At 38.0% G+C, this 20,945-nt stretch carries 31 protein-coding genes and 3 pseudogenes; 28 read left to right on the top strand and 6 right to left on the bottom strand.

Going from position 1 to position 20,945, the window contains the following annotated elements; translation table 11 throughout:
- The first annotated feature begins 222 nt into the window (after nucleotides 1–222).
- Entirely contained in the window at nucleotides 223–390 is a 168-nt protein-coding gene (locus M5V91_RS14900) for a hypothetical protein (protein WP_251174437.1), read from the top strand.
- 139 nt (nucleotides 391–529) lie between these two features.
- Here the strand turns inward: M5V91_RS14900 and M5V91_RS14895 are convergent, their stop codons facing one another.
- Nucleotides 530–1,738, bottom strand: a complete 1,209-nt coding sequence (locus M5V91_RS14895) for a M20 family metallopeptidase (RefSeq protein WP_071157574.1) — start codon at nucleotides 1,736–1,738, stop codon at nucleotides 530–532.
- A gap of 148 nt (nucleotides 1,739–1,886) precedes the next feature.
- On the opposite strand from M5V91_RS14895, the gene M5V91_RS14890 reads away from it, so the two are divergent.
- The gene (locus M5V91_RS14890) at nucleotides 1,887–2,549 is read left to right on the top strand and encodes a phosphatase PAP2 family protein (RefSeq protein ID WP_251174435.1); all 663 of its coding nucleotides are present in this window, start codon (nucleotides 1,887–1,889) and stop codon (nucleotides 2,547–2,549) included.
- Between the two features lie 38 nt (nucleotides 2,550–2,587).
- Here M5V91_RS14890 and M5V91_RS14885 read toward each other — a convergent pair.
- The 4 genes and pseudogenes from M5V91_RS14885 to M5V91_RS14870 form a co-directional block, all read right to left on the bottom strand.
- Nucleotides 2,588–3,562: pseudogene (locus tag M5V91_RS14885) on the bottom strand (hypothetical protein); the annotation flags it as partial.
- Between the two features lie 244 nt (nucleotides 3,563–3,806).
- A complete protein-coding gene (locus M5V91_RS14880; RefSeq protein ID WP_284521326.1) occupies nucleotides 3,807–5,009 on the bottom strand; it encodes a recombinase family protein in 1,203 nt (400 codons plus the stop codon).
- A gap of 4 nt (nucleotides 5,010–5,013) precedes the next feature.
- Entirely contained in the window at nucleotides 5,014–5,502 is a 489-nt protein-coding gene (locus tag M5V91_RS14875; protein ID WP_284521325.1) for an ImmA/IrrE family metallo-endopeptidase, read from the bottom strand.
- Nucleotides 5,503–5,653: 151 nt separating this feature from the next.
- Nucleotides 5,654–6,052 (bottom strand): helix-turn-helix domain-containing protein, encoded by a 399-nt coding sequence (locus M5V91_RS14870; RefSeq protein WP_284521324.1) that lies wholly within the window; start codon nucleotides 6,050–6,052, stop codon nucleotides 5,654–5,656.
- Between the two features lie 161 nt (nucleotides 6,053–6,213).
- On the opposite strand from M5V91_RS14870, the gene M5V91_RS14865 reads away from it, so the two are divergent.
- The 13 genes and pseudogenes from M5V91_RS14865 to M5V91_RS14805 all read left to right on the top strand — a co-directional run bounded on the left by M5V91_RS14865 (nucleotide 6,214) and on the right by M5V91_RS14805 (nucleotide 11,616).
- Complete coding sequence (locus tag M5V91_RS14865; protein ID WP_284521323.1) at nucleotides 6,214–6,411, top strand: helix-turn-helix domain-containing protein; 198 nt, start codon at nucleotides 6,214–6,216, stop codon at nucleotides 6,409–6,411.
- A gap of 87 nt (nucleotides 6,412–6,498) precedes the next feature.
- Nucleotides 6,499–6,624, top strand: a complete 126-nt coding sequence (locus M5V91_RS14860; RefSeq protein ID WP_284521322.1) for a hypothetical protein — start codon at nucleotides 6,499–6,501, stop codon at nucleotides 6,622–6,624.
- On the top strand, nucleotides 6,621–6,851 hold the full coding sequence (locus M5V91_RS14855; RefSeq protein WP_252221161.1) for an ORF6C domain-containing protein: 231 nt from the start codon (nucleotides 6,621–6,623) through the stop codon (nucleotides 6,849–6,851). The genes M5V91_RS14860 and M5V91_RS14855 overlap by 4 nt, the downstream gene beginning before the upstream one ends.
- Nucleotides 6,852–6,920: 69 nt before the next feature.
- On the top strand, nucleotides 6,921–7,184 hold the full coding sequence (locus M5V91_RS14850) for a helix-turn-helix domain-containing protein (protein WP_252221162.1): 264 nt from the start codon (nucleotides 6,921–6,923) through the stop codon (nucleotides 7,182–7,184).
- A gap of 205 nt (nucleotides 7,185–7,389) precedes the next feature.
- The gene (locus M5V91_RS14845) at nucleotides 7,390–7,587 is read left to right on the top strand and encodes a hypothetical protein (RefSeq protein WP_284521321.1); all 198 of its coding nucleotides are present in this window, start codon (nucleotides 7,390–7,392) and stop codon (nucleotides 7,585–7,587) included.
- A gap of 465 nt (nucleotides 7,588–8,052) precedes the next feature.
- A pseudogene (locus M5V91_RS14840) lies at nucleotides 8,053–8,413 on the top strand (replication protein); the annotation flags it as partial.
- Nucleotides 8,414–8,850: 437 nt separating this feature from the next.
- Nucleotides 8,851–9,765, top strand: coding sequence for an ATP-binding protein (locus tag M5V91_RS14835; protein WP_284521320.1), 915 nt, complete (start codon nucleotides 8,851–8,853; stop codon nucleotides 9,763–9,765).
- A 225-nt stretch (nucleotides 9,766–9,990) separates the two neighbouring features.
- Nucleotides 9,991–10,191 (top strand): hypothetical protein, encoded by a 201-nt coding sequence (locus tag M5V91_RS14830; RefSeq protein ID WP_284521319.1) that lies wholly within the window; start codon nucleotides 9,991–9,993, stop codon nucleotides 10,189–10,191.
- A gap of 174 nt (nucleotides 10,192–10,365) precedes the next feature.
- Nucleotides 10,366–10,509 (top strand): hypothetical protein, encoded by a 144-nt coding sequence (locus tag M5V91_RS14825; protein ID WP_284521318.1) that lies wholly within the window; start codon nucleotides 10,366–10,368, stop codon nucleotides 10,507–10,509.
- Nucleotides 10,493–10,612, top strand: a complete 120-nt coding sequence (locus M5V91_RS14820) for a DUF3983 domain-containing protein (RefSeq protein ID WP_284521317.1) — start codon at nucleotides 10,493–10,495, stop codon at nucleotides 10,610–10,612. Before M5V91_RS14825 ends, M5V91_RS14820 begins: the two co-directional genes overlap by 17 nt.
- Nucleotides 10,613–10,653: 41 nt before the next feature.
- On the top strand, nucleotides 10,654–11,073 hold the full coding sequence (locus M5V91_RS14815; protein WP_284521316.1) for a YopX family protein: 420 nt from the start codon (nucleotides 10,654–10,656) through the stop codon (nucleotides 11,071–11,073).
- A complete protein-coding gene (locus M5V91_RS14810) occupies nucleotides 11,070–11,339 on the top strand; it encodes a hypothetical protein (protein ID WP_284521315.1) in 270 nt (89 codons plus the stop codon). Before M5V91_RS14815 ends, M5V91_RS14810 begins: the two co-directional genes overlap by 4 nt.
- A gap of 13 nt (nucleotides 11,340–11,352) precedes the next feature.
- Nucleotides 11,353–11,616: a hypothetical protein gene (locus M5V91_RS14805; protein ID WP_284521314.1), complete on the top strand. Its 264-nt coding sequence runs from the start codon at nucleotides 11,353–11,355 to the stop codon at nucleotides 11,614–11,616.
- Between the two features lie 1,059 nt (nucleotides 11,617–12,675).
- Here the strand turns inward: M5V91_RS14805 and M5V91_RS14800 are convergent.
- The gene (locus M5V91_RS14800) at nucleotides 12,676–12,843 is read right to left on the bottom strand and encodes a hypothetical protein (protein ID WP_284521313.1); all 168 of its coding nucleotides are present in this window, start codon (nucleotides 12,841–12,843) and stop codon (nucleotides 12,676–12,678) included.
- Between the two features lie 774 nt (nucleotides 12,844–13,617).
- Between M5V91_RS14800 and M5V91_RS14795 the strand changes: the two genes are divergently transcribed.
- The 13 genes and pseudogenes from M5V91_RS14795 to M5V91_RS14735 all read left to right on the top strand — a co-directional run bounded on the left by M5V91_RS14795 (nucleotide 13,618) and on the right by M5V91_RS14735 (nucleotide 20,908).
- Complete coding sequence (locus M5V91_RS14795; protein WP_284521312.1) at nucleotides 13,618–13,797, top strand: hypothetical protein; 180 nt, start codon at nucleotides 13,618–13,620, stop codon at nucleotides 13,795–13,797.
- 57 nt (nucleotides 13,798–13,854) lie between these two features.
- On the top strand, nucleotides 13,855–14,037 hold the full coding sequence (locus M5V91_RS14790) for a DUF3954 domain-containing protein (RefSeq protein ID WP_369425879.1): 183 nt from the start codon (nucleotides 13,855–13,857) through the stop codon (nucleotides 14,035–14,037).
- A gap of 1 nt (nucleotide 14,038) precedes the next feature.
- Nucleotides 14,039–14,239, top strand: coding sequence for a hypothetical protein (locus M5V91_RS14785; RefSeq protein ID WP_284521311.1), 201 nt, complete (start codon nucleotides 14,039–14,041; stop codon nucleotides 14,237–14,239).
- Nucleotides 14,240–14,336: 97 nt separating this feature from the next.
- A complete protein-coding gene (locus tag M5V91_RS14780) occupies nucleotides 14,337–14,795 on the top strand; it encodes an ArpU family phage packaging/lysis transcriptional regulator (protein WP_284521310.1) in 459 nt (152 codons plus the stop codon).
- Nucleotides 14,792–15,334: a tyrosine-type recombinase/integrase gene (locus M5V91_RS14775; RefSeq protein ID WP_284521309.1), complete on the top strand. Its 543-nt coding sequence runs from the start codon at nucleotides 14,792–14,794 to the stop codon at nucleotides 15,332–15,334. Before M5V91_RS14780 ends, M5V91_RS14775 begins: the two co-directional genes overlap by 4 nt.
- A gap of 252 nt (nucleotides 15,335–15,586) precedes the next feature.
- On the top strand, nucleotides 15,587–16,786 hold the full coding sequence (locus M5V91_RS14770; RefSeq protein ID WP_284521308.1) for a DUF3800 domain-containing protein: 1,200 nt from the start codon (nucleotides 15,587–15,589) through the stop codon (nucleotides 16,784–16,786).
- A gap of 260 nt (nucleotides 16,787–17,046) precedes the next feature.
- The gene (locus M5V91_RS14765; RefSeq protein ID WP_284521307.1) at nucleotides 17,047–17,232 is read left to right on the top strand and encodes a hypothetical protein; all 186 of its coding nucleotides are present in this window, start codon (nucleotides 17,047–17,049) and stop codon (nucleotides 17,230–17,232) included.
- A 70-nt stretch (nucleotides 17,233–17,302) separates the two neighbouring features.
- Nucleotides 17,303–17,584 (top strand): hypothetical protein, encoded by a 282-nt coding sequence (locus M5V91_RS14760; protein WP_284521306.1) that lies wholly within the window; start codon nucleotides 17,303–17,305, stop codon nucleotides 17,582–17,584.
- 162 nt (nucleotides 17,585–17,746) lie between these two features.
- Nucleotides 17,747–18,046 carry a Rho termination factor N-terminal domain-containing protein gene (locus tag M5V91_RS14755; RefSeq protein WP_284522280.1) on the top strand — a complete coding sequence of 100 codons (300 nt, stop codon included), beginning with the start codon at nucleotides 17,747–17,749 and terminating at the stop codon, nucleotides 18,044–18,046.
- Nucleotides 18,043–18,432, top strand: a pseudogene (locus M5V91_RS14750) (HNH endonuclease); the annotation flags it as partial. The gene M5V91_RS14755 and the pseudogene M5V91_RS14750, both read left to right, overlap by 4 nt.
- Before the next feature lie 98 nt (nucleotides 18,433–18,530).
- Nucleotides 18,531–18,968, top strand: a complete 438-nt coding sequence (locus M5V91_RS14745; RefSeq protein WP_284521305.1) for a P27 family phage terminase small subunit — start codon at nucleotides 18,531–18,533, stop codon at nucleotides 18,966–18,968.
- The gene (locus tag M5V91_RS14740) at nucleotides 18,965–20,686 is read left to right on the top strand and encodes a terminase large subunit (protein WP_284521304.1); all 1,722 of its coding nucleotides are present in this window, start codon (nucleotides 18,965–18,967) and stop codon (nucleotides 20,684–20,686) included. Before M5V91_RS14745 ends, M5V91_RS14740 begins: the two co-directional genes overlap by 4 nt.
- A gap of 12 nt (nucleotides 20,687–20,698) precedes the next feature.
- Complete coding sequence (locus M5V91_RS14735; protein WP_284521303.1) at nucleotides 20,699–20,908, top strand: hypothetical protein; 210 nt, start codon at nucleotides 20,699–20,701, stop codon at nucleotides 20,906–20,908.
- The last annotated feature ends 37 nt before the right edge of the window (nucleotides 20,909–20,945 follow it).

Here is a 20,945-nt window from a genome sequence, read left to right as displayed (position 1 = left end):
GTATGCGTCAAAAGAGGAGAGGAAAGCGCCAAAAAAACAGTTAATTGCGCTGAAACGAAGGAATTGCGCCTAGCCCGGCCGGGGATTGCGCCGAAGAGATTCAGGTATGCGTCAAAAGAGGAGAAGAGAGACCAAAAAAGCAGTTAATTGCGCTGAAACGAAGGAATTGCGCCAAGCCGGTTGAGGAAAGCGCTGAAAATATTCCGGTATGAGTCAAAAGAGGTGAAAAAAGCACCAAAAAAGCAGTTAATTGCGCTGAAACGAAGGAATTGCGCTAAGCCGGTTGAGGAATGCGCTGAAAATATTCCGGTATGCGTCAAAAGAGGAGAAGAGAGCACCAAAAAAGCAGTTAATTGCGCTGAAACGAAGGAATTGCGCCAAGCCGGTTGAGGAAAGCGCTGAAAATATTCCGGTATGCGCCAAATGGGAAATTGATTGAGACAATAGCTCCAAACATAAAATCCGCTGATAAAAAGGTCCACACCACAAAAGAAATGGGCCAGTCGCCTGGCCCAATCTATATTACCTCTTACGATCCTACCTCGACAGAATCCTTGCTTTCATGAAAGCTATGATAGTTTAAAGCTGCTGATCCCAATGTTTTGGCTGCGATCAGCATGGCTTTTTCATCGATATCAAACTTTGGATGATGGTGCGGGTAATTTTCATCTGTGTTTTCCGGTCTTGCACCTGTAAAGAAGAAGGTTCCTTTAACCTGCTGGAGATAGTAGGCGAAATCTTCCCCGCCCATATCCGGCTCTGTTTCTTCTACCCACTTGACTTCATCAATCTTCCCTGCAAGTTCAGCCAGGAATTCGGTTTCTGTTTTATGATTAATAACAGCAGGATAGCCTTTATGGAATTGATAGTCATAGGAGCTGTCTGCTGTGTAGCATGTTCCTTTAACAATGCGCTCGATTTCCTCTTCGATATTGGTGCGGACGTCCTCGTTAAATGTACGGACGGTTCCGATCAATTTTGCTCTATCGGCAATTACATTAAATGCGTTATCAGCTACGAATGATCCAACTGTTACTACTGCAGAATCAATGGGATTTACTTTTCTGCTGACGATTTGCTGAAGATTCACGACCAGCTGAGCCGCAGTTACAATAGCATCCTTTGTTTTGTGAGGCTGTGCTCCATGTCCGCCTTTTCCTTGGATGGAAACTTCAAACCTGTCTGCTGCCGCCATAAATGGACCGACTCGATATTGAATTTTCCCTGTTGGTTCGGATGCCCATAGGTGAGTTCCAAAAATGGCGTCGACTCCCTCAAGGCAGCCATCTTCGATCATCGATTTCGCGCCGCCTGGGGCATATTCCTCGGCGTGCTGGTGAATCATGACATATGTACCTTCTAGTTCATCGCGAAGTTCATTGAGTGCCTTTGCCAGCACAAGCAAGGTTGCTGTGTGTCCATCATGTCCGCAAGCATGCATAACACCTGGTACCAATGATTTATATGGGACATCCTTTTCATCTTGGATAGGCAGTGCATCAAAGTCGGCTCTTAAAGCGATGGTTTTTCCTGGTTTGCTGCCATAGATCTTAGCAACAACCCCATTACCTCCTATATGCCCCTGGACTTCAATCCCCAGATTTTCATAATAGGTTTTGATATAGTGAGCCGTCTTTTCTTCCTTAAAGGATACTTCAGGGTTCTGGTGAAGATAGCGGCGGATGGAGACCATTTCATCGTAATAGCTTTCCAGTTTTTTAAATAACGTTTCGGACATGATTTCCTCTCCTATCTTTATAATTTTTTCATTATTATAACATTCTTTAATAGGTTAAAGGGGGAAATCTTTTTAAAACTTAACATAATACAAATGAATCAGAGATGATACTATAAATTAAAATGCTAAATGGGAGGTATTAGTAAGATTGGAAACGCATAAATCTAAATGGGCATACTTTTTCCTGGCTGTATCTGCGGCAGTTTTTCTCTATTTTTTGGCTTCTGTTAATATCGGAGAATCACTGGAATTTGATCGTTATTTTTCGAAATTTTTTACAGGTTTGTTTTCAGAAAATACCCATCCATTTTTTGAAGCTATGGACACTTTGGGAGATAAAGCCGGTGTTGGAATTATCACATTGGCATTCTTATTGTTACTTTTGTTTAAATATAGGAATTATGAAGCGATGGCATCAGTTGTTTTTGCTGTTGCAGCGGGAAATGAAGTAAATAAGTGGCTTAAAGAGGCTATTGGCAGGCCGCGCCCTGATCAGGAACATCTGGTTGATGTGGCGAGTCTCAGCTTTCCGAGCGGACATGCAATGATTGGGATGATCCTCTATGCGGTTATGGCCTATTTTATCATTGACGAATTAAAGTCCAAGTCTGCAAAATGGATCACGGCGATATTAGCTGGCATATGGATTTTTCTAATGGGAATCAGCCGGATTGTGATGGGTGTACATTATCCGTCAGATATTGCAGCGGGATTTGCAGCAGGATATATTTGGGTATTTATTACGATTTCACTTTACGCAGCACTAAAGTCAATGTTCAGAAGAAATTCACACCAGAGAGACTCGGCATAAAGTAAAGAGACTATCGCAGATAGTCTCTTTGCTGCTTTTTAAATGAGAAACATGGCTGCAATAGTTGTCACAATTAAACCAATTGTCACCGGAAGCAAATTCCTGCGTGCCAGTTCAAAAGCGTCTACATTACAGATGGCTGCTGCAGGGATGAGGGCCCAAGGAACAAGCGTACCTCCGCCTACCCAGATTCCGGCTACCTGGCCTAAAGCTGTTAGGGTTGCCGCGCCTGTGCCTATGGCTGCCGCGAACAGGCTTGCAATCGAGCCGGCAAGTGATATGCCGGAAAAACCAGATCCGTCCAGGCCGGTAATGGCGCCAACCACTGTTAATGTAATGGCCCCTACTTCTTTGCTTAAAGGTACAGCGGATGCCAGGCCAACTCCAAGATCATTAACGATTCCATGAGAGTCTTTTGGCAGAAAGTCTCCTATCATTTGAGTAAATCCAGCGTCCCCCAGATAAAAGAAAGCTGCAATTGGAATTACAGGGCCAAAAACCCTAAAACCAAACTGGAAGCCTTCAACTAAATAGCCAGTTGTTTTTTCAAGGCCTTTATTCCGATGTGCAGATAGCGAAATCATCAGAAGGATGAAAATCGATGTCCCGCCTACTAAAGCTGTTGCGTCACCGCCCTGGAGGTCGAGTGCAAACATGGCAGCAACATCAGCAGCAAATAAGACAGGAATGAATAGGGCAAAAAAACGCTTTTGATTAAGTGATAGCAAATGTTGTTGACTGGCGTCAGACTGAAGTTCGGCAGGGGTATCCACGTTGAGTCCTGTTGCTGCATTCAGCTTTCCGCTTTTCATGTCTCTCTTTATAAGATAAAAAGCTGTAATAGTTGTCACTGCTCCCATAATAATAACAAGCGGAATACTGGCTGATATGACTTCCCCGACAGGAAGCCCGGCTGCATCGGCAGTTAACTTCGGTGCAGCCTGGATTATAAAATCCCCGGATAATGCAATGCCGTGTCCGAATAGGTTCATGGCCATTGCCACACATAACGCCTACAAAGGAATCTTTTAAGACCTAAGCTTTACCTCATCAATAATTACAGAAGGGGTCTTACCTCGACCTCTGGTGTAACTTTGTGGGACATCGACTATGATAGAGGAAAAAGGTCATTAATAAAAGATTTCTTTTCAAAGTCCGTTGCAGTGATCCATAATTGGGAGATGCTTTTCAATAATTGTAATATAGTCTCCTTATCTAGGGAAACTTGGTCATGAGAAATTTCCTTCAGTTGTTCCTTCAATAACTCCTCTTTTTTGTATCCTCGTGAGTCATCGAAATATATTCATCTTGTGTAATTACTCCATTTCCTAGTGCCATTAGCCAATTCTTTTTTCGTGTCTTTATAGCAGCTAGGCTATTTTCTAGCTCTTTAATAAGGTCATTTTGATCTGTTTCTTCAGGAGTATTAAAATCAAAGTCTTTTGTTAAACGAAAAAACTTTTCAGGATCGTCTGGAGAGATATTATTAATGAACTCATTCGTTAATGCACTCTCAGTAAACATGGGGAGGTCACATGTGCCTTTGTTCTTTTTTGCAATGCAGACATAATGCTTTGATTTTCTTGCTTTTTTATAATAACCAGAGAGGGAAGATCCACAACGAGCACATTTTAACACACCAGAAAAATGGAATGGCGATGTTGCTTTCTTTCCATCGGTAGCTCGAATTATTCTCATATTTTGAGCTGCCTCGAAAACTTCGAGATCAATAATAGGTGTATGAGTAATATCTTCAGATACAATGGCGTCCATCTTCGAATTGTTGGCCCATCTAAGCTTTCCAGCGTATACAGGATTTTCGATCATTCTGCCAATAGTTCTAATGTCTTTACTAATTCCAAATTGATTTAGGTATAAGGTAATTGACCTCATACCCTTTCCAGAAGTGTACATACGAAAGATTTCTTTTACAAATCTTGCTTCCTCTGGATTAACCTCTAACAAACCATCTTTTAAATTGTAACCAAAGGGAGCTTTACCACCATTTCTTTCCCCCATATTTGCCTTCTTGGTCATATTTATTACAACTCGTTCTGAAATGGTTTCTCTTTCCCATTGTGCAATAGCAGCAACTAGTGTAATTAAGAATCTACCCATCGCTGTGGTCGTGTCAAAAGGTTCAGTCACTGATCTAATTGCAATTTTATTTGCATCAAACAATTGCAGCAGCTTATCCAAATCACTTACTGAACGAACCAATCTATCAAGCTTGTAAAATACTACTACATCAAACTTTCGATCTTTTACATCTTTGATTAGTCTTTGCATGGCTGGGCGATTTAAGTTTTTAGCACTATATCCTTCTTCGGTATATATATCATAAACGTCCCAGCTTTGTGATTTGATAAAGTTAATTATATTTTCTTTCTGAGAATCGATACTATATCCTTCTCTAAATTGTTCATCTGTTGAAACACGGGCATAAACTGCAGCTTTCATTTTTTCACCACACATCTCTTTTCATTCTTTTCTGTATTTGCATTAATCTTTCTATACAGAGCTCTGGTGTTACTTTAAATAAACTTGTCATCTGGTCTATAACATAAGGATCCTCCAGGTCTATAAAATGAATCATGTGGTGGGGAATTGCTGCATATCTGGTAAAATGGTAAGAATCTCTTTCCTGGAGTTCCTTGAATGCTTTTGGCATCATTAGCTGATTTCCAGCATGCCTTAAAATGTGACTAAGCTCATGGAAAAACATTTCACGCTGTATTGACGGTAACACTCTGTTATCAACCGTAATTCCTCTATATCGGCCAACGATTTCATAAAAAGATGATCGAGGCTTTCTGTGAATGTATATATCGCATTTTCTTGCGATAACTTCCTCTTTAATATGTTCTGGCTTCACGATTCCTAATCGGCTATAAAAATCTGTAACCCAATCTTCAAGTGCTGTGGTGGGATAAAGGCGGGTTGTTGCTTGCATAATATGCCTCCTTTTGACATTATTATACAAACATACGTTCCCTTCTGCAATATGATTTAAAACCTAGTGTATTGGATATTATTATTTCTTATGTGATATAGGCTCATTTTTTATAAAACTAAAGCACCTATCCAGTTCTTGGTTTAGGTGCTTACTTATCTTCTTTATTCCTCTGTTTAGCCTTATGTGCAACCCATTCAAAGTGATTGCGGATATCCTCCACATCTTCAGGAGTAAGCTTTTTCCATTCTTCTATGTCAAAAAACCCAATCTGTTCAATGCCGTATTCCTTAACTAGCCTGGTTATTTCTGCAAGGGAGTCAAATGTTTCATCTAAATCAGAACCTTTTGAAATACTAGATCTACCAAGTAAGTAATCAACAGATACTTCAAAAAAGTCGGCTAATTTTTCTAATGTTTCAGTATCAGGACTCCGATTTCCATTTTCATATCCGGATATTGATACATGAGTAACATTTATCTTATCAGCCAATTGCCTTTGCGTAAGTTTTTTCTCTGCTCTTAATTTTTTTAAACGGGCACCTAACACATGTCTTCACCTCTCATGTAATTATAATTTAACTAATCGTTAAACGGAATAGGTAGGATACTGAAATACATAAATTTAACTAAATGTGAAATATTTTGTTGACTTTAACTTACGGTTAAATTAATATGTATTTAACAACAAGTTAAATGAGAGGTGAGTTAATGAATCTCGACAATTTAAGGAAACTAAGAGAACACAAAAATATTTCATGTAAATCAATGGCTGAAAAGTTGGATGTGTCGTTTCAATATTATTGGATGATTGAAAATGGCAAGCGTGGTCTCTCATATGAAATGGCTATTAGAATAGCCAAGATCTTAGGAACAACTCCGGATAAAATTTTTTATCCACCAATTTAACTGCAGGTTAAATTAAGAAGCGCAAATCTAATGTAGCAATAACGGACAATCAAAACCACATAAACATTATTAAGGAGGCGATTTTCCATGATCAAAGTTCCAGCTGATAAATTGGCCCAGGCGGTAAACAAATATTTATTGCCTGGACTGCTCAGGAGTCTTTCTGATCAGCAAAAGGAAGCCAGAAGTGAGAAGGTGGCCAATTCAAAATGAGCAGCCAAACACTTTACCCTGGTGAACAAAAGCGTTTGAGAAACGGCGTAACGCAAAGGGTCTATAAGCTTTCACGTAATAAAGATGAATCATCGAAACTCTTTTCAGCACTTTACCGGGATATAAAACACAGATATAACGTCAGCAGCTACAAAGAGCTTACCCGGGATGAAATGTTGTCAGTTATCAACTTCATTGAAAATTGGAAGCCTAGGAAGATTTCTTAATTAAATATTAGCAAGATTTTCCTTTGAAAAGTATTCCATTTTGGAATATAAGGAGGTGATCAATTACATATGAAATTCGGCGCGATATTAAAGGCGTGTCGGACACGGGCTGGATTCAGCCAGGAAGAATTAGCAGAAAAACTATTTATCAATCAGTCTGACATCTCAAAATACGAATCTGATAGAAAAGAACCAACAATGTCGCTGTTTCAAGCATGGATGACAAACACTCAATCTCCAGAAGTAGCTGTTGCATTTATGTATGGACTGGACGGGATTAATTTAATTCAGCAACTAATGCCGATAATTGGAGGATGGATAGCATGGTTTTAACTAAGAAACAGAAATTAGATCAATTGATCAGCAAGCTAAAAAGCCAAGGTGTAAAAATTGATTGGGCTGCTAAATTCAAAATCTCTAAGGAGGGTTAATTAGTGGATCTAGGTTATGTCTTTGCAATGATTCTTGGAACTCAGCTTGTGTTTATCATGGGTATTCTGATTGGGGATTTTACTGCTACAGAAAGGCGCGTGAAAAAGTGAGCGAAAGGAGAGAGAAGTATTTCGAAATGGGATTGCAAGCAAAATCTTTGGCTGAACTTCATAAGCAATACCCGAAGCAATTCACTGCAGAAAATGTTCTTACCAGTTTGTTAGAAGTCTATGAAGAGATAGGATTTAAAACATTAAACAAAAAGAAAAAAGCAGCAAGCTCACCACAGCTCACTGCAAGATAGGGAAACAAAAAAGTTGATTAATTTCATATTAGCATATGGCTAATACTCTCAGCAAGAATCTGACTTGCTGAACATCTTATTAAATTTTATGCAAAGGATGGACAAGTTATGCTCTTTTCAGTTGATTTTTCTATCCAAGTGAATGAGAACTTTCAAACAGTGCACTGGGCATTCATTCCTGCAGAAAGTGTCTCTGAATGTAGGGAAGTGGCTCAGGAAATTAAAGATAGTCTTCCTGAAAGTAAAAATCATCATGTTCACATTTTTATTGAACATTGATGCGATCATTTAACGATCATTCAAGTGTGGTACTTCCAAACTGGCTGCTCGAAATAGAGCAATTGCTCCCCGAGCATCTTTTTTTAGACCAAGTGCGGAAATATTTAACTCGCTATCCAGATTACAAGTTATTAAAAATTAAAGATGGTTTTGCTGTTTGCGAAAGACTAAAGGGAGGATAAGAAAATGGCTAAATTTAGAATGATCCACACAGACTTTTGGGATGATCCTAAAGTAGTTGAGGAAATGACAGCAGAAGATAAATACTTTTTCCTTTACCTGCTGACTAACTCTAATACTACTCAAATTGGAATCTACCAAATTACAAAAAAACAAATGGCATTTGACATGGGGTATTCCCCAGAAAGCGTCAATGCCCTTCTAGATCGGTTTATTAATCACCATAAATTGGTCCTCTATAACGCTGAGACAAGGGAAATTGCTATCAAAAATTGGGGGCGCTACAACTTCAATCGAGGAGGAAAGCCAGTACTCGATTGTGTGAGGGCTGAACTTAAAAATGTGAAGGATATTTCCCTTATCTCATTTGTAGGTGAACGAATCGAGAAGGAAGAGATCAAATTCATTTACGATTCGTTCACGATACGTACTGAAAAAAATGGTAAAAAAGTGAAACCTTATTAGATCAAGGTTTTTACGATACGTCCACGATAAGTGGACAAGAAAAAGAAGAAGAAGAAGAAAAAGAAGAAGAAAAAGAAAAAGAAGCAGCTAATAGAGCAACGCTCATTAATCAATTTATTTCTCTAAGAGGCCATGGGTTTGCCCACTCTCCGAAAGATGAGGATGCTGCTGCTGAAATTCTCTCGACCGTTCCTCTGGATGAAGCTCTTTCACTACTTAAGCAAAGGTTTGACACCTTTGAGCCTAAACATCATCGAGATCGTATTAACAGCCTCGGCTACTGTGTTGGATATATACTCGATAAATTCATGGAAAATCAAGGTGAAGGGGATGCGAATAATGAGAAACGATCAAAGGTTTACAAGCATGGATCAGGTTTTGGCAGACCTGCACCAAAAAATGCAGAACAGGCCATCAGAGAAGCAGAAGCAGCAAGAAGAGCATGGGGCGGATAATTATAATTGCACAGTTTGTAAAGACACTGAATTTATTCTTTACAAGAATGAAGATGGCTATGATGTTGCCAGGCCGTGTGATTGCCGAGAAAGAAACGCATGGAAAAGGCGATTTAAAAACTCTATGATTCCGGATGAATTTACGAATGCAAATTTTGAAAATTACCAGCGTCTATCACAGGAACAAGAAGCTATGTATCAATCAACCTTTGATTATCTTAAGCTTTTTGAAATTGAAACTGACACAGAAGGACGTAAAAAGAAGAACATTCCGTCTTGGAATTTCGGTTTTGTAGCTGTTTTTGGTGAACAAAGACTAAAGGAATTGCCATCTTCTGAAAGGCCTGCGGTTAAACAAAAACATAATAACTACGGGATTGGTAAAACGCATTTACAAGTTTCTTTGGCTAAGAGGCTAATCAAAGACGGGTTCAACGTTGTGATCGTTTCTGATGTTATGTTCATGGAACAATTGATGCAAGCAAAAATGATGAGTGATGAAGGTGAATCTTATAACCAATTGCTGAGAAACGTTCTAAATGCAGACGTTCTTATCTGGGATGACATTGGAAAAGTGAACTGGACAGAACCAAGAGAAAGAATGTATTACACCATCATCAATGAGCGATATAGATCTCAGAAGCCAATTGTGTTTAATTCAAACGAAGATCGAGGAAGCCTTGCCGAAAAGATAGGCTATGCAGCTGCAAGCAGACTTATAGGTCAAGCAGATGAATTTTTGTTAGAAACTGAAGGTACTGACTGGCGATTGAAGAAGGGAGCAAAAAAGCATGTGTAATTTATGCAATGGCACACACGTTATTCATGAGGTGGGCAGTTTTTCAATTGTTTATCATAACTGCCCCAACTGTGGACCAGCACCGGCTCAGGATAAAAGGTTTGAGGAGTTTTGCCAAAGAATCTCCATGAGAAAAGCAGAACTTGAAGGCGCAAGACTTGTGAAAGAAGTGAGTTGATGGGTTTTCGGAAGGAATCTCTTCTAAGGGACGCCAGGAGGAAAACAGTGATTGTTCTTGAAGAGTTGGACTTTATTTGGGATGATGCTGAGCTCGTTGTACTCAAGGATTTATGGGATAGAGAATTTAGCATTACTTGGATTGGAAATTATTTTGAAAGAGATCCAGATGAAGTCTTGCTTGCTCTCATTCACCTTGCTCGACAAGATCTCATAGACAGACGGAAAACAGGCTTAAAAGGAGAGTAAACCATCAACAAAATCTGTAGTGAGGTAACTCAATGGGAAAAAATAGCCAGTGTTCATGTTGTGGAAAATCATTTTTGGTGACAACTGATGAAGTTTTATATTGTTCGGTTGAATGCCAAGAAAATCACAGCATTTTTAAGATAAGTGAAAGGGATGTAAAGTGGGTGTGCTGACATGGATTTATCAAAGGCTACTAATCAGCAACTTTATGATATTGCAAAAGATGAATACGCCAGAATGAAAGATCGTTATGCTGCAGCTAGGGAGCTCCAGTCAAGAAATGAGGAGGCAGGTGTATCAGATGGCAAACAAAATTAAACAGAAAAGACGTTTGGGAAAATCACTTGCCCGTCGTCGTAAGGAAAGATTAGCCAGAGCTTGGAGAAATTTATTTGTATCTGCTGGTGTGCTGAAAGGATAAACAAAATTTGTATTAAGTTTCCTAATAACAGGAGGTTCGTAATGAGAGAAATCAAATATCGTGGCTTAGAGGTTTTAACTGGCGATTGGGTGCATGGTAGCCATGTAAAAACAGGTGCCGGAATGCATTATATCCTCCCGCAAAATTTAATCGGTGGTTCCGTTCAATATCATGTTGATAAAGAAACGGTAGGGCAATATATCGGCCTAAAAGACAAGAACGGCAAAGAGGTTGTTGATGCTGATGTTGTAAAGTGGACTCGAATTTCATATACGGATTGCAGTAGAAACGAAATCCATGAAACAGTTGAAATAGTTGGTCGGATTTATTGGCATGAAACGATGTGGGCAGTTAAGGCAGCCAATGGAGCAGGATATTTATTAATGCCATACTACCTTGAAACTGATGAATTTGAAGTAATCGGTAATATACACGAAAATCCTGAGCTGTTAGAGGTGTGAAGCAATTAGATCTATTCTCCTTCGCCCTGGAAGATCAAATCATCGATCTAAAGCAGGGCGAGGAGATGGAGTTCTTCAGAGGAAAAGAACGTCTGCTGGTCCGGAAGCATGAGAAGTACAAGGACGTTTGTTTTTATCAGGGGTCAGATTTCTCTGGATATGCCCTCCACATTGATAAAAAAGGTATATCTGGTGGATTAGATATCTTTGTAGCAAGCATTGAACGGTGGCTGGATGGCCAGAGCTGGAGGGAAACAAAAGAGTAAAGGAGGTTCCTAGATGGATGCAAAAGATAGAATTCCTCCAGAAGAACAAAAGCAATATGTATTGCTGAAGAACACCTCACCTCATTATGAAAAGCAATATGGATGGAAGCCAGGTATTGTTTTAAAACGGATTTCTAAATGGTACGGCAGTAATGGTTTGGGCAGACATTTAAAGCAGACATACTTTGTTCCTGCTGATTCTGACAATATCTATGGTCATATTGCGTGGAATGATCACGTTGAGGAAATTACGGGTCAACTTAAATTGGATATTTGATTAACAAAATAAGTATTGTGTTGCGAGTAAGGGCTGAAAGGCTGTAGGAGAAATTGATTTGCCCTTACTCTAAAAAACACGAACCTATATAGGATTGAGCAAAGGTCAGAAATATGGAGTCTGAAGTGGAAGAGCCCTTGCTCACATAGGTATGATGCCGGGCTAAATTGCTTTATGCATTCTTGACAAAAAGAAGCCGCAGGCTCGCGGCAAGATTCTAGGGTATTGGAATGTGTGCCCTGTATTATATGCCAATAATTCAAAAAGGGTGCGAGCAAGGTCCGGAATCTTATGGGGTTAAAGAATGGGGTTGTGTCCTTGCTCGGTATAAATAAACTTTCCATTTAATTGCAGAAGTATACATTTGACATAAACTACGAAGTAAAAAAGACGAGTTTCCCCGTCTAATTCTTTAGTTTATCAAGCTTGTCCGAGATAGATTTAAGAATAATATTCTTCTCCTGTTGTATCTTTAGAATTTTAATTAGGAACCAAACAATAAACAAAATAGGGGCTATGGATAATAAAAGTGGAAGGATTGTCACAAGAGTAGCAGTCATTAAGTATAATTCTCCTAATGTTTTTGGATAATTATACCACATGGAGTAGTAGGGCTGTTCAAATAAATATAAATAAATACTTAATGGTGCGGGGCTTTTGGAAAATAGAATAAGCAATCAGTTTCATTTACCTTTTTTCTCAGCTCTAAAAGTCAAAATAACAGCTAAGAACCATAAAGCTGCCAAAATACTTGGAACTCCAAGTGATACGAAATATATATTTGTTAAAGTGTATTGATCAATCCAATTGAGCATGATATCACCTCTGAAGATACGAGTAAGGGCAGAAACTTTTTCAATGTGGAAAACATGAAAGGGTGCCCCTACTCTGATGTACAGCTTGCCCATTATTTTTGGAAATATACGTATAGGCTGCGAGCAAGGTCCGGAATCTTAAGTGGGTTGATCTATGCCAGTTGGCCTTGCTCGGTATAAATAAAATTTCCATTTAATTACAGATATATACATTTGACCTATATTGCGAAATAAAAAAGAGGCATTAGCCCCCTAATAAACTGGATAAAACACCACTAAGTTCAAATAACTTTGTTGAAACTCTAGAAAATCCAATAGTAAGACAATAGCCTATGTAAACAAGACTAAAAGCAATTATAGCTAGTAGTGCTAGTAATGTAACTTTGAATTTTTTCTCAAATTGATTATCCACTTTATCCCTCCAAGGTTCCTAACTATCAACATTGTATTATATAGACAAACTTTTGGATAGCAGGAATAAGGTGAGGGGTTTTAAGTCGCAGTTCGATAAAGATCTGAAATAAAAAATTCCCCTAGTTAAAGGGGAAATCCGTAGGTAGACACGAATTGGAAGTTCTTACTTCATCACTATATGCCCAGGAAGTTTATGTGTGATAAAGAAAAAGAAAACAAAATGATAGAAGTGTATCCATTTTTGAAAGGTTCAATTATTGTACTGAAAGTACATCACCGATAGCTAATAGTAAATCAATAATGAACCACACGGCAAATCCGAAATAGAACACAGCAATACAAGTAATTAGTTTGTTAAAGCCTTTGTTAATTACAATGGCGACTATGTAAAAGAAGACAGAGATTAATAGAGGGTTTTTCCAGTATCCAGCATCTAAAGAATACTTATAAAGAAAATAAGAAGTAGAAATTAACCAAAAAATAAGTGTGATATTATAGAAGGATTTTCTTGTTTTCATTAGTTAATATCCTTTCAGTTATGTTTTGAAATGTACACCTGAATATAAATTAGCATGAGTTCATTAATAAAATTGAGCAAGCTTGTAAATGTTTGTTAAAAAATGATAGGAGAGTTGATTAAAAGACAAACAAAAAGAGAGCTGCGCAATGGTTGGGGTCTTCCCATTTGATCCATGTTTTTGCAACTCTCCAGGGATTATTGTAAAGGATTTGCCCTGATATGTAAATATACAGAAGATAAGGGAGTTGATTATTGATGATCGGTAAAGTTGAGGTCTGGGTTATGACAGAGGAAGAGCGTCAGGCATACATCAAAAAGCATCCTATCCGACCAGCAAAGAATGTGAAAAAGTCCGACACCACTTTTGCAAACCTTGGTACGGATTATCGATGGAGAAGCAAAAAAGGCACAGAAGCTCGATACGGGAAATAAAAAAAGCCAGGACTTCTCCCGGCCACCCAAATATATTATAACCCATTGGGAGGGGTCATGGTGAAACCTAATATAGAAAGAAACACAGTTGAAATCGATTTAATGGATAATACAAAAATGTATGTTGTAAAAGACGGCCGGCTTATAGTACATGACCTCCCAGATTACGGTGAAACTCTTATTGTATCCCTTGGAGGAAAGGTTGATCGTCTAGAAACGACGGTGAAACGGAAGGTGTAGGATGGAACAAGTAGAGCAGTTGGTTACAGTAGCAAGAAAATTTCTTTACGCAAAGCCAGAAATAGAAAAGATACAAAAAAATCGAAAAGAAATTTATAAAATTTCTAAATTATTGCCAGAAAATGAAGGTTATAGATTAATGGTGTTATTTGACCAAAGTGTAAATGCTTCAGGTAAAGCAATTTCAAAAATATACAAATGAATATAAGAGCCTAACGGAAAAACCGAGGGCACTGAATAACGCATAGGTGTTATTTGGTGCCCTTTTATATTTTTATCAAAATTCAGGGGGTTAGAGAATGAGGGAACAATTAGATTTTCAATTAGCTGTAATTAATCGCGATGAAACAAAAAGGAAAGTGGAAAATGCCTTAGAAAAGTATCGGATTATGCTATTAACACAGGAATTGAATCAATTGCCTAAAGTTACACAACATTTCTCTTTGGAACTTCCAACCTATACAAATCAATTCCATTCATCCACTGAACAAGCTGCAATAAAGAATGCAGAATATGAAAGAGAACGTAGTGAATATATAAAGCGAATCTCCATGGCAGTAAATCGTCTTGCTTATAAAGAGAGAGCCATTATTATACGGCGCTATATGACGGAAGATGAAATTTATGATTACCAGGTGTTTAATGAACTTCATATGAGCGAGAGGACGTATCAGCGTCACAAATCCAAGGCTTTTTATAAGCTTGCATTTGCACTAAGGTTAGAAGTTTACGAAGAACAGGCGGTGACTGGAGCATGAACTTTGTACAGCCTATTCGCGATCCAGACATGATTTTATACATGAAGAAGTTCTTAAAGGAACAATCAGATAGAAACTACATGCTATTTGTAACAGGAATTAATTCCGGGCTAAGAATTTCTGATATTTTGCAGCTAAGAGTCAGAGATGTGAAAAAATCATATTTTAACATCATTGAAATAAAGACCAAAAAGAAAAAGCGAATTGATATGACCACGCAACTTCAAAGAGAATTCAAGTGGTATATTGAGGGTAAAGAAGATCATGAATTTCTTTTCAGGAGTAGAAAAGGGTTAAATAGACCTATCAGTAGAAGTATGGCTTATAAAATTCTTCGGCATGCTGCTGATTATGTGGGCTTAGATGATATTGGAACACATACAATGAGAAAGACATTTGGATATCATTTATATAAAAAAACCGGAGACGTAGCATTACTCCAGAAGATTCTTAACCATTCAGACCCAGCATTTACCCTGAGATATATTGGTATTAGTGATGACATGATGAACCAGGCAATAAAGTCATTTAAGATTTAAAGGCACACAGCGTTTTATACCTGTAGTGCTTTTTTTATTTCATTTATTACACGATTACCCTCATTTTACTAATGTGTAATTCATTTTTAAGAAATGCTTTAAATATATGTGTGACAAGGGATTCAGCATTCCAGTGAATTACACACAATATAAGATATGGGTAATTGGGTGTGAAAATAAAAGTAAATTAAAGGAAAATCAGTTTAAATAAAGAAAATAGTTATATATGACTAATTCTGGAGGGTGAATTTAATGGATGAAAAAGAAAAATTGTTGTCAGAAATAGAAGATGAAGTACTTAACGAGAGTGATGAAGATTCAGCAGAGGAAGAGGTAGATCCCATAAAGGAGGCTGAAAGGCTTAAGAAAGCAGCAGCACTCTGGGAGGCTGTGCAGAATGGTGAAACTAAACATGTAACTCAAAAGGTTGGCGCAATATTAAATCGTTTTGATGAGACTAGAAATTCAGATATAGCTTTAATGATAAAGTTTTGGGAGATATTTGAGGGACATACAGGTAATTCGGTTTCACATCAACAATTATTTAAATTACAAAGGCTTACCACAATTGCAAGGGCACGGGCGAAAATTCAAAATGAATACAAACTTTATTTGCCTACTGATGAGAAGGTCAGAAAGTACAGAAAAGCATTGGCTGAGGAAGAGTCAGAATATCAAATTGCAACAAAACCAGCTCTGCCAATTGTTCATATCTATGCAGACGAAACAGGTAAGACAGATGAATATCTTATTGTAGGTGGTTTTTGGATTTTAGATGATTTAAGGAACGGACAAATAAAGAAAGGATTAATTGATTGGATCAATGAATTTAAAGAAATCCTTCCAAATTTCCCTTCGGAGTTTCATTTTAAAGATTTAAAAAATGATGGCTCAAATATTGAAGCCTATAAAGAGTTTTTTAATAAAGCAGTGGGTCTTGGCGATGTTTTTAGCTTTAAAGCTATTGGTGTTAATAGAACTAAATTAAGAAAAGTCAGGATCCAAGATTTGTTGGATGAATTATATTATCAGATGATTCGTATTGGAATTGATCATGAGGTTAGAACAGGGCGTATTGATTTCCCAAAACAAATTAGCTACATAAAAGATAAAGAAGGGGATGAAAGTCGGTTTCATATTGAACAGCTATCTCAAAAAATAACTGATAATCTTAAGATGCAATATGAAGATAGACTGAAGTTAAATACCTATATGCCAATAGATTCAAAGATTGAAAGGTTTTTACAAGTAGCAGATTTATTTACTGCCAGCATTAATAGGCGAATAAACTTCCAGCCAAAAAATGAAAACAGAAATGCCAAAGATGATTTAGCTGATTATATACTTGAATTGCTTAATTTACAGATTGTTAAGTACGATGTTGAAAATTATAATGAGTTAATTAAAGATGAGACTGATGGTGACATGTCAATCCTCTATCTTTTTGATTAAGTACTTAACGGCAATATTTTGGCAGGATTTTGGCAGACTTATGGCAGTTTGTTTTGGATTAAACCTGATATTATGATATTAACGACAAAATCTTAGTCCCATCTAATCCTGTTGCGGAAACGGCAGGACGATGGCTGATAGGTTGGTTTGCCTGTCTGTTTTAAAGAGTACGCTGGTACGGGGCGGTTAACCTGTGCATGAAGACGTTGCTGATCGGGTCCAGCAGCGTCTTTTTTCTATGCATAAAAGAGGTGGGGCTCATGAAGTTTGCTGATCATTTAACAAAGGCGCATATTCAACAATTTAATCAGCTAAGAAGGTTTGCGGAGGATAAAGAAGAAAAACCAAAGAGCCAGGAAAAGCTTAGTCGAAGAGACTTAGAAGATCTTATGGGTACCAGGCGTGATACTTATAAAAGAGTGAATGGCGCTGTTAGAAGAAAGTGACTTCCAATGATTGAAGGAACCATCCTCCGAGTTGTCGAATATGTTCGAATAGCAGGAGGAGGTGATAGTATTGAAAGTAAAAGATGAAGCAAAAATCAAAATAATTTACTTTTCCGATGAAGAGGTATCGAATCAAGTTTTAATATTTGATGGTACAGCCCTTCAGGTAAGAGAGCAACAATTTGGATATGATTGGGATGGGTTTAGCCTTGGTGATTCCTTTCATCTCAATGATGATAAAGTACGAGTTTATGAAATTGAGCAAAAGTTAGACACTGGCGAAGCTTTATATATAATAGGTCCTGAATCAATAAATCCTAATAAAATTGATTTCAAAAAAATAAATAAATAAATAAGCTAAAAGCATCCCTTCGGGGGTGCTTTTTATTTTTGTTAAAGGAGGCGTTGCGGTGTTTAAGATAACAGTGAAGTCCGAACAGTCGTATATTGTTACTACATTTAAATTCATTGGAATTGTGATTTACAAAAAACTTCAGCAAAGGGGAGCTAAATGGTGAAAGTAGAAATCAGAAGAACTGCGCAGGGAACTGAGTACTGGGACACGAAAGAAAAGAGAAGTTTATTTGTACCAGCAGGCCAAGAGCCGAACTTTAATGTAGCTGTTAGTCCTGAGAGTATGATTACGGATGTTGATAGTGCGAAGGAGCCAGATGCTACTGCAGTTACTGTAATTAATTTAGAAGATATGACAATTAAGGAACTGCGCTCATATGCAGCTGAGCATAATGTTGAAATCCCAGCAGAAGTTAAGAAGAAAGATGACATTATTAAAGTATTGTCTGATGCTGAATGAAGTACTGTGATTTCAATGGCTGCAGGAACAAGATAAGTCGTGGCACTTACTGTGAGGACCACAAGAGGTCAAAGAAGTCATTAAAGAAGAAGCGAAAGAAGAAACACATTTACCATCATGACAATAAGCAGTTCTATAATTCGAAGGCCTGGAAAGATACCAGGTCTTTTGTTTATGAAAGAGAACGTGGCTGCTGTCAGAACTGTGGCAGATTTGTACATGGCAGAAGAGCTCACGTCCATCACATCATTGAGATAAAAAAGAATCCAACATTGAAGCTGGATGAAAACAACCTCATGCTACTTTGTCCGCAATGTCACATCATTGAAGAAAATAAAGATAAAGAAAAAGTTCAGCCGGTTTTTCCAAAATATTTTCAAGCCCCCTGCCAAATTTTAAATCTGGGCCGGTGGGAAGATAGGGTAGCATGGGCGGAAAACGTATCGTTGGATGAAATTTGAAAAAAACAAAGGGGGTGTAAAAAATGGCCACAAAAAAGGAGCGTCAAAAAATCGTTGCAGAAAAAACAGAGACAGAGAAGCAGCGAATTTTAAAGGTAATGCGTGATGCCGAAATTTACACCCTCACCCTGGATCCGTTGATAGAATCCTATCTTGATATCTATGAAATTTATATGACGATGTTTTTGCAGTGGAAAGAAAAAGGGTACCCAGCAACGCAGCGGCATACGAATAAAGCCGGTGCCACAAACAACTCAAAGCATCCTCTTGCGCAGCAGGTTGAGACCTGGTCAGATAAAAAAACAAAGGCTCTTGATTTGCTGGGTTTAACCAATAAGTCTAAGCCAGGGAAAATTGTTACTGGCGGATCTTCTGTTCGAAAAGAGGAGGAGTTAAAAAAGCCGGAACCAGTGGAGGATGAACTTACAGCCCATCGAAATAAATGGCGGAATGTAAAATGATTGAACGCGGAGTAAATTACGCTGATATTTTTGCAAAAAAGGTAAGAAGGAATCCAAAGAAATACCCTGATACTATCAAAAAAATGATAGATCGGTGGTACAAATGGAAGAAGCGAAAAGACATTTGGTTTGATGTAGATCGAGCCAATGAAATGATGGACTGGGTAGAAACCTTCGTCCGTCATACGAAAGGCGACTTAGCTGGTAAGCCATTTATTCTGGAAGATTGGGAGAAGTTCGCCTATTCATGGATTTATGGATGGGTTCACAAGAATGAAAAAGGCAAAGTAGTCCGTGTAACTCGGGAATGTTACATACAGATACCCAAGAAAAACGGTAAAACGTTGGTTGCTGTGGGTGCCCTGGGCTACTCCATGTTTGGAGAAGGCGTCTTAAGTGCGGATTGTTATTGTTGTGCCAGTGATTTTAACCAGGCCCAATATGCAGCAAAGCCATTCGCTGCAACAATTTTAAACCATGATGCTCTTATGAATGCATCAACCGTATATAAAGGTCCGAAAGGTACTGTCTCCTCTGTTACGTATGATTATATTTTCGAGGGATTGGCATATCAGAATCAATTTATTGTTATGTCTAAAAACATTGATTCCATTGAGGGCTCAAACCCTCACTTTGTTTTAAATGATGAGCTTCATAAGCAAGAGAACATGGATCAATACGACAACTTCAAGTCAGCTCAGGTTGCACGTGATGAGCCAATCATGTTTAATATCTCTACTGCAGGTAAAGGGTCCTCCTCTGTGGGGATGCGTGTGTACCGGGAAGCTAAAGAAGTTCTAAAGAATGATGACAACGATTCAAACTTTGTTATGATTTACGAGCCGAACAAAGGGTATGACTGGACAGACCGAAAAGTCTGGGCAATGGTCAATCCTAATATCGGTGTTTCTGTTTCTATGAGTGCATTAGAATCAGAATTCATTACAGCTGCACGTTCTGCTCATAAGAAGGCGGAGTTTTTATCCAAGCATCTGAATGTATTTGTAAATGGAGCTGATAACTTCTTTGAACAAGACCAGGTCGAACATGTTCTTGTTAAGGATCTTGGGGACCTGGCTGGCGAGACCTGTTATCTAGGTTTGGATTTATCGAAAACAACTGACTTAACTTGTGTGAGTTTGAATTTTCCACTGCATGATGATGAAGGCAAGTCGATCATAAAGGTTAAACAAATGTACTTTATTCCGAATGCAGATATTGAGCATAGGGAAAAAGAGGACAATGTACCTTATACCGATTTAGCAGAGCGCGGTTATGTCCAATTCTGTGATGGAAAGATGATTGATCAGGACCAGGTACTTGAATACATTACTGAATGTATGGATTTATATGATGTTCAGCAGATTAACTATGATCCTGCCATGTCCCAGAAGCTTATTGAGAAATGTGAAAACCTTGGAATAGAGTGTTTAGCGGTTAACCAATACCCATCAGTTATGAATGCGATGGTTGATGATGCTGAACGAATCATTTATGAGCAAAGATTGTATACAGATAATCCGTTATTTGTATATTGCGCTCTGAATGTGGTCGTTATTACGAATATGAATGGCATGAAAGCTCCGAGTAAGCGACAGTCCAAAAAGAAGATTGATGGATTTGTGGCTTTTTTAGTTGCTCATAAAGAAACCATGATGCTTATGGATGACATAGATGAAAATGGAATGGATGATTTAATCAGTGAAATTTATAGATAAGGAGTGGGAGAAATGAAAGAAGAATTTATTAAAGAAGTGAGTAAGAAAGATGATCTAAAAATTATTTCTATGGCTGTAAAGTTGCCTAGTGGTGCCATTGAAGTAATTACAAATACTCAAGACCTGGAAAACAAGGCTCGGTATTATGCTAAAACATACGATGATGACTTTCGATTGAAGCATAATACGGACATTCAAATAGTCGGATATATGGTGGTTTAACAACCTCTTTATATTTTCATAGAAAGGCGGTGAAAAA

The organism is Cytobacillus pseudoceanisediminis, assembly GCF_023516215.1.
GTDB classification, from domain to species: domain Bacteria; phylum Bacillota; class Bacilli; order Bacillales; family Cytobacillaceae; genus Cytobacillus; species Cytobacillus pseudoceanisediminis.
This window is presented reverse-complemented; position numbering and strand designations above follow the sequence as displayed.